Below are 9,546 nucleotides of genomic sequence, written 5' to 3' on the forward strand. Positions count from 1 at the left end.
CGCGCGGATACGACGGGCAGTGAAAGCCCGCGGGCACTTCCCCAACGAGCAAGCCGCGTTGAAGTGCGTCTACATGGCGATCATGTCCCTCGACCCCACAGGCAAAGGCCAGGCCCGCTGGACCATGCGCTGGAAGACCGCACTGAACGCCTTCGACATCACCTTCGACGGCCGCCTCTCAGCAGCCCGTCAGTAACCCCAACTACCCAGTTACACCACTCGTTTGACAGTCCCGCTGTAGATGATCACTTACGGAGCAGCCCTCAGCATGGTCGTTGTCGCAGGAGATGCCGTAAGGGCTGAGGCGGCAACGGGCGTTGAGGACGTGGTGTCCCAGCGTGAGTACGGGTACTCATGCGCTTGACGACGTGTGGTGGCAGCGTGCCCGGCATGAATGAAGCGATACGGAAACTGTCCCGATGGGGCGGAGGGGGCATCGCCGTCTGGGCGTTGCTCTTCGATCTCCTGCTGTACCTCGCGATCCTGGTTCTCGGTTCCATCGTCACCTCGTCAGGCGGGTACGCGGTGCCCTTGGGGCTGTGGTGGCTGGCATCGTTGCTCCTCTTCGGCGTTCCTGCCGCCACGGGCGTTGTGCTCCTCAGGCACCGCTACTACATCGCCACCACCTTCCAGTTCCTGCTGGCGCTCCTGATCCTGGTCCTGGTTGTGCGTGACCTTCTGACCGTCCAACGGTGACGTACCGGACAGCCCCCATCACTTGGCCGAGTCCGCGCCCGTTCGGCAAGTCGGTGGCTCAACTGCGGGGCGGCACGGGATGAGTACGGGTACTCATGTGTGCTACGACACGGGGTGGCAGCGTGCCCGGCATGACTGAAGCAATAAGGAAGCGGTCCCGATGGGTTGATGCGGGTTTCGCCGTCGTGGTGTTGCTCTTCAACGTCCTGGTGGCCGGCTCGATCCTGCTCTACAGCTTCGAGGTCGGCATGTCGGAAGAGCCCGAGCCCTGGTGGATGTCGTTGCTGCATCCGGTGCTGCTCCTGGGCGCTGCTATCGCCACAGGCGTTGTGTTCCTCGTACGCCGCTACTACATCGCCGCCACCGCCCAGATCCTGCTCCTGTTCCTGCCCATCCAAGGGACAGTGCTGGCCGCGCTGTTCGATCCGTACCGAAAATGACGTAGTGGTTCTGCGGCCATGCCCCTTGCCGCTCAGCCCAGGTGGCGGGTGAGGGTTCGCCAGTTCTTCAGGTGACCGATGCCGTGCCCGACCCGGATACGCCGTGAGGAGCGTGCCTTGCGCTGGTCGTTGATCCTCTTTGGCGTTCCGGCCGCAACTGGCGTTGTGCTCCCCATGCGCCCCGGTTTCCCCCCGTGTCCCCGGCGCTTGGTCGCCTGCTGGTCGCTCGTTGGTCAACGCGCCACCAAACGAGGCTACTTGTGAGGGGTGACGATACTCATCGAGTACACGCCCGCCCCCTCCTCCCAGGCAGTGCGACGAATGCCCCGCCGGCTCACCCCGTTCGCCGCGGCCGGTACGGCCGTCGCCGCGCTGCTCGCCATCGCGGTCTCCCCTCTCACGCCGTCGGCCCTCGCCGCCGAAGGCGCCAGCGCCGCCGAGTGCGCGCCCTCTCCCGTCCACTCCCCGTGGGGCCCCGGTACCGCGCCCGGTGCGCCCGCCGACGTGCCGTTCCTCTCCGCGCACCGGGGCGGCACCAACCTGGCCCCGCAGCAGACCGCCGAGGCGTACCGCAGCGCGCTGGCGTTCGGTGCGACGGTGATCGAGATCGACATCCGCCGGCTGTCGGACGGCACGCTCGTCGCGTACCACGACGGCGAAGGCCCCGGCGGACAGTCCGTCAGCTCGGTGGACCTGGCGGAGTTCAAGAGCTGGAACGCGGCCACCGGCGAGTGGGCCGGCACCGCGTACGACCCCGCCCGCTACCTGACCTTCGCCGAGGCGCTGGACATCGCCGGGCAGGCGGGAGCCGGCCTCGACATCGAGTTCAAGGAGGTCTACCTGCTGGACCGCAAGCCGTACCGCCAGGTCGCGCAGGCCGTGGCCGACGCCGGGCTGATGGACCGCACGCTCTGGCAGTACTCCTCGAACCTGGATCCCCTGATCTTGGCCGTCCAGGGCATCGACCCCAGCGCCCTCTTCAACTACAACCTCAGCGGCGCGGAGCAGCCCTCCGCGCTGTACGACCGGGCCGCGGGCAAGGACTTCTCGTTCGGCTCGGACCTCGCCAAGTTCACGGCGCCGCGGCTGGCCGCGATCCACGACGGGTGCGGCATCGCCGTACCGCACAGCTACGACGCGGGCCCCGACCAGGAGTTCACGCAGATCCAGCAGGGCCGTGCCAACGGCGTCGACGGCTTCCAGACCAACCAGGTGGACGTGGCGGCCGACGCCCTGGACCGGCCGGTGCCCTCCGCCTGGCAGGCCGGCCCGACCCCGGACACCGCCTGCCTGGTGAACCCGGCCAACGGCTACGGACTGCTCGGCCGCACCGTGACGCGGGCCGACGGCAGCACCGCGGTCACCGGGCCCGGCGGATGCGCCACCACCGGGGGCCAGGCCGTGTCCTTCGCCGGTGACGGCGCGGCCCTGCCGGCCGCCCACCCGGCCGTCGGCTGACGCGCGCGGGTGGGCCGGCCCGGTCGTGCGGGTCGGCCCACCCCGTGCCTCACCCGTGCCTCACCGCGGGATCAACTGCCCCCGCCGGGACAGCAGGAAGCGGCGGAAGGCGGCCACCGGTGGGGTGTCCGGGCGGTCCTTGAGCCAGGCGACGCCGATCTCGCGGACGGCGCGCGGGGCCGTGACCGTGAGTTCGGCGACGCCCGGGCGGGGGACCGGGGGCGGCGGCAGGAGGGCCACGCCCAGGCCCGCGGCGACCAGGCCGCGGAGCGTCTCCGCCTCCTCGCCCTCGAAGGCGATCCGTGGCGTGAACCCCGCCTCCGCGCACAGCGCGTCGGTGATGCGGCGCAGGCCGTAGCCCGGTTCGAGGGTGACGAAGAGTTCGGTGGCGGCCTCGGCGAGGCGTACCCGCTTGCGGGTGGCCAGCCGGTGGTCGTCCGGTACCACCAGCCGCAGCCGCTGCTCGTCCAGACGGCGCGTCACCAGGTCCGGCGCGTCCGGGACCGGGGAGGTCAGGCACAGGTCGAGACCGCCCGCCCGCATGCGCTCGATCATCGCCTCGCCGTAGTTCTGGACGAGTTGGAAGCGGATCCGCGGATGGTCGGCGCGGAAGGCGCGCAGCAGCCCGGGCACCGTCTCGGAGCCGAGGGTGTGCAGGAAGCCGAAGGCGATCTTGCCGGTGGCGGGGTCGGTGTCGGCGCGTACGGACTCGGCCGCCCGCTCCACCTCCGCGAGCGCCCGCTCGACCGAGCCGAGGAACGTACGGCCTGCCGGGGTCAGCGAGAGCGTACGGCCGTGGCGGGCGAACAGCGCGACGCCCAGGTCGTGTTCGAGCCGCACCATGGCCCGGCTCAGCGTCGACTGCGGCACCGCCAGCCGGTGCGCCGCGCGCGTCACGTGCTCCTGCCGTGCCACGCCCGCGAACTGCGCGAGGCGGGGCGCGAGGAGCGCGGGCCAGGACTCCGGGTCCAAGTCGGCGGGCGCGGGCGGCTGTACGGGGCCGGTGCCGGGAGGAGCGGCCGCCGGACGGGGAGCCGCGCCTGTTGCGGGAATGTCTTCTTCGTTGCTGTTCGGTGACACCCGATGCCGTGATCTGCTGTCATGCGCCATGGGAACGATTATGGCGACTTCATGCATTGGACGCATGAGACGGAGCTCCCTACCTTGGATACATGCCTCCTGCAGATACCGGGGCGTCCACCCTCCGCGTGGGCGCCTCCTCCGCCTCCACCGCACCGTCCGCCGTGCCATCCGCCGCTCCCGCCGCCCCGCTTGGCCTCCGGGAACGCACCCCCGACGAGGCCACCAGGCTGCGCCCCGGAGGCCCGGGCTACCGCCGGATGACCACCGCGCTCTTCGCGGCCGGAGTCGCCACCTTCGCGCTCCTCTACTCCACGCAGGCCCTCCTCCCCGCCATCTCCGCCGACTTCGGCGTGACCCCGGACGCGGCGAGCTGGACGGTCGCCGCGGCCACGGCCGGGCTCGCCCTCGCCGTGCTCCCGATGAGCGCGCTGTCCGAACGCTTCGGGCGGCGCGCCATGATGACCGCCTCGCTGACGGTCGCGGCGCTCGTCTCGCTGCTCGTACCGTTCGCGCCCGACCTCACCACGCTGGTCGCCCTGCGCACCGTCCAGGGCGTGGCGCTCGCGGGCCTGCCGGCCTCGGCCATGGCGTACCTCGCCGAGGAGGTACGGGCCAAGGCGCTGGTCGGCGCGATCGGCCTGTTCGTGGCGGGCAACAGCATCGGCGGCATGTCCGGCCGCATCCTCACCGGCTGGATCGCCCAGGCCTGGGGCTGGCGCGCGGCGCTCGCCGCGGTCGGCGTCCTGTCCGTCCTCTGCGCGGTGGCGTTCCGGCTGCTGCTCCCCAAGGCCCGCCACTTCAGGCGCGGTTCGCTCAGCCCGCGCGTGCTGGCCCGCACGGTCGGCGGCCATCTGTCCGACCCGCTGCTGTGCCGGCTGTACGCGATCGGCGCGCTGTTCATGACCGTGTTCGGCGCGGTCTACACGGTGATCGGCTACCGCCTGGTCGGTGAGCCGTTCGGCCTGCCGCAGGGCATCGTCGGCTCGATCTTCCTGGTCTACCTCGTGGGTACGGTCTCCTCGGCCGGGGCCGGTCAGCTGGTCGCCCGGCTCGGGCGGCGCGGCGCGCTGTACGCCGCCGTGGGCACGACCGCCGCGGGTCTGCTGCTGAGCCTGTCCCACAGCCTGGCCGCGGTCCTCCTCGGCCTGGTCCTGATCACCGCCGGGTTCTTCGCGGGCCACGCGGTCGCGTCCTCGTCGGTGAGCCGCGCCGCCGAGACGGGCCGCGCCCAGGCCTTCGCGCTCTACCAGACCGCGTACTACCTCGGCAGCAGCGCGGGCGGCGCCCTCGGCGCGCTCGCCTACCGCGCGGCGGGCTGGGAGGGCACGGTCGTCCTCGGCCTCCTGGCCGTGGTCACGACCGCGGGCATCACGCTGTACGCGACCCGAAGGGCCGTGACGGCCCGCCGCCTCTCCCACGCCCGCGCGGCGAACGCCCTGGGCTGAGGCCTACCGCGACGCTGCGGCCTACCGCGCAAGGACGGCCGATGGCCCGCGCCATCCGGCGCGGGCCATCGAGCGCTCCACCACACTCACGGGGCGACCCGTAGCGACCCGTGGCGACGCTGGTGGCCTTCCCAGTCACCGCCCGGCCGCCCGGACGGCCGCCCCGCCGCCGTTCTGAACAAGGTAGAAGACAGCGCTACGCCAGGTGACGGTCATGTCACGCCCTCCCGTTGGTGGGTCGATGCCCTGCCGGCCGAATGCGTGGCCGTCGACTCGGCCCGTGCGGGCGGCAGTGCGCGGCTGTCCGCCTCGCTCTCATAGCCCCTGGCGCTTTCTAACAGGCACACTCGCGTTTGCGTGTTAGGTCTTTGACCACCCCTCACCTCCGCCTCGCTCTCCCGAACCCCGCTGCCAGTGGCATCCGCAGGCCCAGTGGTGGCGGAGCCGCGAGGGCGTCGGTCAAGGGGCGGGCGAAGGGGTGGGCGAAGAGGGTGCCCCGGACGAAGTTCGAGGAGAGGGCCAGGACTTCGGCGCGGTGCTGGGCCAGCGCGTGGCCGTCCGTGTGGACCTCGAAGCGGCAGATGTCGCGGTTGATCTTCTTCGCGCGGAGCGCCAGGCGGTAGGACAACTCCGGGTCGGTGCGCTGGTCGTTCGTCCCGTGCACGATCAGGACGCGACGGTCGGCCAGCTGGGCCACGGGCTCCTCCGCGCCCGCCCGGTTCCCGTCAGCCTGGTGGGTGGCCCACCACCACTCCGCCGGTCCCGAGCCCGAGGGGCCCGCATCCAGAGGCCTCGTCGCCAAGGACTCCGCATCCAAGGACTCTGCACTCAAGGGCTCCGCACTCAAAGGTTCCGCGGCCAAGGGTTCCGACGCCACCGGCCGCTCCGGTAGCCAAGGGGACAGCGCCAGAACCGAGTTGACCGCCGGATGGCCGCCCGCGCGCAGGGCCGCTCGCGCGCCCATGCCCGTACCCGCAAGGCAGATGGAGACGTCGCCGTAGCGGCGTATGACCTCGTCCGCCGCCCAGTGGGCGTCCGCGACCGGGTGCGCCGCGGCGCCGTTCCAGCCGCGGTGGCGATAGTGGACGACGTGGGCCACCAGGCCGTCCGCGCGGCCGTCCCGCGCCAGCCGTCGAGCCGTCGCCGCTGTCGTCGCCGAGGACAGCGGGGAGGGGCGGCCCGTGCCCAACACCCGCCCGCCGGGCAGCAGAAGCACTACGCCCTGGACCGCCTCTCCGTCACCCGTCGCGCCAACAGCCCGCCCCAGACGCGCCTTCCGCATCGGCACCGCTCGCTGAGCCATGAGCAGAACGATGGCAGAAGGAAGGGTGTACTCCACCCGACCTCGGGTCACCGTTCCGTATCCATTGACCACAACCGACCCCGCCCCGCGCACCAAACCGGCCATCCCCCGTGCCACGACCGGCCATGCCTTGCGCCGCAACCGGCCACGGTTCGCGCCGAGATCGGCCATGGCCCGCACTGTGACCGGTCATGCCGACTTCCGTGCTGCGAACGGTCGCCAGGTACGCCGACTCCCGCACCCTCTACGCGCGTAGGCGCTAGAGTGCGGAGATGACGAGCGAGACGACCCACACCCCGACCCCGGAACAGATCCGCCGGGCCCCCAAGGTCCTGCTGCACGACCATCTCGACGGCGGCCTGCGCCCCGGCACCATCGTCGAACTGGCCCGTGAGACCGGGTACGACGCGCTGCCCGAGACCGATCCCGACAAGCTCGGCATCTGGTTCCGCGAGGCCGCCGACTCCGGCTCGCTGGAGCGCTACCTCGAGACCTTCGCGCACACCTGCGCAGTGATGCAGACCCGCGCCGCGCTGGTCCGGGTCGCCGCCGAGTGCGCCGAGGACCTGGCCGCGGACGGGGTCGTCTACGCGGAGGTGCGGTACGCGCCGGAGCAGCACCTCGACGGCGGGCTGACCCTCGAGGAGGTCGTCGAGGCCGTCAACGAGGGCTTCCGGGAGGGCGAGCGGCGGGCGAAGGAGGACGGCAACCGCATCCGCGTCGGCGCCCTGCTGACCGCCATGCGGCACGCCGCCCGCGCCCTGGAGATCGCCGAACTCGCCAACCGCTACCGCGACCTGGGCGTCGTCGGCTTCGACATCGCGGGCGCCGAGGCGGGCTTCCCGCCCACCCGCCACCTCGACGCCTTCGAGTATCTGAAGCGGGAGAACAACCACTTCACCATCCACGCGGGCGAGGCCTTCGGCCTGCCGTCGATCTGGCAGGCCCTGCAGTGGTGCGGCGCCGACCGGCTCGGCCACGGCGTGCGGATCATCGACGACATCCAGGTCGGCGACGACGGCGGCGTCACGCTCGGCCGGCTGGCCAACTACGTGCGCGACAAGCGGATCCCGCTGGAGCTCTGCCCGACCTCCAACCTCCAGACGGGCGCGGCCGCTTCGTACGCCGAGCACCCCATCGGGCTGCTGCGCCGGCTGCATTTCCGGGCCACGGTCAACACCGACAACCGCCTGATGAGCGGCACGAGCATGAGTACCGAGTTCGAACACCTGGTGAGGACTTTCCGGTACACCCTCGACGACATGCAGTGGTTCACCGTCAATGCGATGAAATCGGCCTTCATTCCTTTCGATGAACGCCTGGCGATGATCAATGACGTCATCAAGCCCGGATACGCGGAACTGAAATCCGAGTGGCTTTTCCGCCAGGTCCCCACCGCACCCGCCGTGACCAGCGGATCCTCCCCCGCGGAGAGCTGAAAGGGGAACGCGCGCGTATACCGCGCAAGGAAAGCGGAGCGGCCGGGCGACACGAGACCCGGCCGCTCCGGCTGTTTGCGACGGCCGCACTTCTGTGGCTACGTTTCGGAGTCCTGCGATAACGGTCCGTGTATGGAGTCGGCTGTCTGCGCCCATGCCAGCGGGGCCGGTTCGCGGAATCGCTCGACCACCTCCCCCATCACGAGGACGTAATTCGATGAAGCAGGGAACCGCCAAGACTCTCGGTGTCGCCGTGCTCGGTGCCGCCTTCGCCGCCGCGGCGGCCGGCTCGGCCTCGGCCGCCGCCCCGGGTGACGTGCTGCAGAGCCTGCCGCTGGGCCAGGTCGCCAAGACCCTGCCCGCGGGTGCGTCTTCGGTCGCGACCTCCGGTCAGGACACCCTCGCCGAGACCACCGACGCGACGATGCCCGCCGTCATGGGCGCCACGCAGAAGTCCCTCGACAGCGCCCTGACGGCCGTGCCCGCCGCGCCGGGACGGCCGTCGACGCAGCAGTCCCAGACGCCGAAGGCCCATCAGGCGCCCAAGTCCCACCAGACCCCGAAGGCGCACCACGCGCCCCAGGCCCCGCAGGTGAAGCAGGGCAAGCACGCCAAGCAGGCCCCCCGGCCGCAGCACGCCCCCCGGCCGCAGCAGGCGCCGCAACCTCAGGAGGCGCCGCAGCCCCAGCAGGCCCCGCTTCAGGGCCTCCTTGGCGGGCTGCCGCTTGCCCAGGCCCTGCCGCTTGCCCAGGCTCTGCCGCTCGACCAGCTGCCGCTCGGCATCAGCGGCGGCCAGAACGAGGCCGGCTGACCCGCGAGACACGGCATCGCCCGGCGGGGTGCGCGCCCGGAGAGGGCCCGCACCCCGCCGGGCTGTGCCGCCTTCCGGGTCCTGCTCGCCGCTCTCACCTCGGCCCCCGTTGCTGCCGGCCCCGCTCGGGGCGCTGCTGCCGAAGTGAGGGTGCGGCGGGGGCGAGTCGACCCCGCTCGGTCGTGCACCGGGTCGGCCGCCCCGGCCCCCGCGTAGCGCGCCGATCCTGCGCAACGCGTCGCCCTCGCGCAACGCGCCGCCCCCGAGCAACGCACCGCCCCCAGCGCCGGATCGGCGGTGGGGGCGGAGAGGGTTCGGGCGCCGCGCGGGGCGCTCACCAGGCCTGGCGGGTGGCCGTCTTCTCGGACGGGAACAGGACCCACAGCGCCAGGTAGACCAGGAACTGCGGCCCCGGCAGCAGGCACGAGGCGAGGAAGATGACGCGCATCGTGGTCGCGGAGGTGCCGAAGCGCCGTGCGAGCGCGGCGCACACGCCGCCGATCATGCGTCCGTTGCGGGGGCGGGTGAGGGCGGCCATGAGGGGCTCCTTCTCGAACTTCTCGAACCGTCGGGAACGCTTCCACGCTACGGTTCGCGAACCGGGCAAAGCGTCGGTCTACGGGGCGATCCCGACCCTGGGGATCGTCGGGGTCGGACCCTGAGACCCCTCGTCCCGGCGCACCGCCGCCCGCCGCTGCCCCGGCCCACGGCCCGGGCCGCCCTGACCGCGACCGTCGCCCCCGCCCGTACCCCCTCCCGAACCCCGGCGCGTACCGCACCCCGCGCCCTGGCCCGCGCGGCACGCGTCGAGACGCGCGGCCAGCAGGGGCGTCAGCAGCAGGTGCGCGGCGGCCACTCCGGCGGTGTTCAG

The 9,546-nt window shown here is 72.1% G+C and carries 10 protein-coding genes and 1 pseudogene; 7 read left to right on the forward strand and 4 right to left on the reverse strand.

The genetic code is table 11. The features are described from left to right. From AOK16_RS26075 to AOK16_RS21840, 4 genes are all read left to right on the forward strand, one after another. Window positions 1-196, forward strand: a 196-nt coding sequence (locus tag AOK16_RS26075; RefSeq protein WP_169790932.1) for a transposase, incomplete at its 5' end; no start/stop codon positions are given. A gap of 194 nt (window positions 197-390) precedes the next feature. Then, window positions 391-696, forward strand: a complete 306-nt coding sequence (locus tag AOK16_RS21830; protein ID WP_157859302.1) for a hypothetical protein — start codon at window positions 391-393, stop codon at window positions 694-696. 131 nt (window positions 697-827) lie between these two features. Next, window positions 828-1,136, forward strand: a complete 309-nt coding sequence (locus AOK16_RS21835) for a hypothetical protein (protein ID WP_157859303.1) — start codon at window positions 828-830, stop codon at window positions 1,134-1,136. Window positions 1,137-1,403: 267 nt separating this feature from the next. Further along, window positions 1,404-2,594, forward strand: coding sequence for a glycerophosphodiester phosphodiesterase (locus tag AOK16_RS21840; RefSeq protein WP_055473885.1), 1,191 nt, complete (start codon window positions 1,404-1,406; stop codon window positions 2,592-2,594). A 60-nt stretch (window positions 2,595-2,654) separates the two neighbouring features. Here the strand turns inward: AOK16_RS21840 and AOK16_RS21845 are convergent, their stop codons facing one another. Further along, window positions 2,655-3,704 (reverse strand): LysR family transcriptional regulator, encoded by a 1,050-nt coding sequence (locus AOK16_RS21845; protein ID WP_079101648.1) that lies wholly within the window; start codon window positions 3,702-3,704, stop codon window positions 2,655-2,657. 62 nt (window positions 3,705-3,766) lie between these two features. On the opposite strand from AOK16_RS21845, the gene AOK16_RS21850 reads away from it, so the two are divergent. Further along, window positions 3,767-5,122 carry an MFS transporter gene (locus AOK16_RS21850; RefSeq protein ID WP_055473887.1) on the forward strand — a complete coding sequence of 452 codons (1,356 nt, stop codon included), beginning with the start codon at window positions 3,767-3,769 and terminating at the stop codon, window positions 5,120-5,122. Window positions 5,123-5,501: 379 nt separating this feature from the next. Here the strand turns inward: AOK16_RS21850 and AOK16_RS28675 are convergent, their stop codons facing one another. After that, window positions 5,502-6,425: a dienelactone hydrolase gene (locus AOK16_RS28675; RefSeq protein WP_055473891.1), complete on the reverse strand. Its 924-nt coding sequence runs from the start codon at window positions 6,423-6,425 to the stop codon at window positions 5,502-5,504. A gap of 272 nt (window positions 6,426-6,697) precedes the next feature. Between AOK16_RS28675 and AOK16_RS21860 the strand changes: the two genes are divergently transcribed. After that, window positions 6,698-7,864, forward strand: a complete 1,167-nt coding sequence (locus AOK16_RS21860) for an adenosine deaminase (RefSeq protein ID WP_055473888.1) — start codon at window positions 6,698-6,700, stop codon at window positions 7,862-7,864. A gap of 217 nt (window positions 7,865-8,081) precedes the next feature. After that, entirely contained in the window at window positions 8,082-8,675 is a 594-nt protein-coding gene (locus AOK16_RS21865) for a hypothetical protein (RefSeq protein WP_055473889.1), read from the forward strand. Between the two features lie 334 nt (window positions 8,676-9,009). On the opposite strand, the gene AOK16_RS21870 is transcribed toward AOK16_RS21865, so the two are convergent. Beyond that, window positions 9,010-9,213 carry a PspC domain-containing protein gene (locus AOK16_RS21870; RefSeq protein ID WP_055473890.1) on the reverse strand — a complete coding sequence of 68 codons (204 nt, stop codon included), beginning with the start codon at window positions 9,211-9,213 and terminating at the stop codon, window positions 9,010-9,012. Window positions 9,214-9,291: 78 nt separating this feature from the next. Further along, window positions 9,292-9,546: pseudogene (locus tag AOK16_RS27745) on the reverse strand (VanZ family protein); the annotation flags it as partial.

The organism is Streptomyces pathocidini, from assembly GCF_001418495.1.
Lineage (GTDB): Bacteria > Actinomycetota > Actinomycetes > Streptomycetales > Streptomycetaceae > Streptomyces > Streptomyces pathocidini.